Annotated in this window: 1 protein-coding gene; it reads left to right on the forward strand. The window is 37.7% G+C overall.

Annotated elements, in window-relative coordinates:
• Positions 1-312, forward strand: a 312-nt coding sequence (locus tag ADICYQ_RS28420; protein WP_040415252.1) for a TonB-dependent receptor, incomplete at its 5' end; no start/stop codon positions are given.
• Positions 313-676: the final 364 nt, after the last annotated feature.

The following is a 676-nucleotide window of genomic DNA, read 5'->3' on the forward strand; positions in this document are numbered from 1 at the left end:
AATGTTATAGAAACTAAAGAAGCGGCAATTCAATCGATTCAAGTTAATGAGTTATTAGACCAATCTGCAGGAGTTAGAGTGCGTCAATCTGGTGGTTTAGGATCTCATGCACATTATAACTTAAACGGAATGACAGGGAATTCTGTAAAAGTTTTTATTGATGGTGTTCCTATTCGAAATTTTGGACCTTCATTTTCATTAAACAGTATTCCTCCGTCTTTAATTAAACGTATTGAAGTTTACAAAGGTGTTGTACCTCCACATTTATCTGATGATGCCATGGGTGGAGCCATAAATGTTGTGCTAAAATGATATTACTAAAAATGAATTAAAAGCGTCTATTTCGGCGGGATCATTTGGCACCTACCGCACAGATATTAATGGTGGTTATAGAAACAATAAAAATGGTTTTACAGCTAGAGGTTCTGCCTTTGTAAACTATGCCGATAACGATTATGAAGTTTGGGGAGACCAAGTTGCTGTAGCACTTTCCGCAGGAACGCCTGATGTTTACATTCGAGCGAAACGTTTTCATGATAGATACAGATCACAAGGTGGTAAAGCTGAATTTGGATATACAAATGTTTCTTGGGCAGATAAGTTTTTGGCTGGTGTTTTACTTTCCAATATGGATCAACAAATTCAAAACCGGTGCCACTATGGAGTCGTGGGAGGG

This window comes from Cyclobacterium qasimii M12-11B (assembly GCF_000427295.1).
In the GTDB taxonomy this organism is placed as follows: Bacteria; Bacteroidota; Bacteroidia; order Cytophagales; family Cyclobacteriaceae; genus Cyclobacterium; species Cyclobacterium qasimii.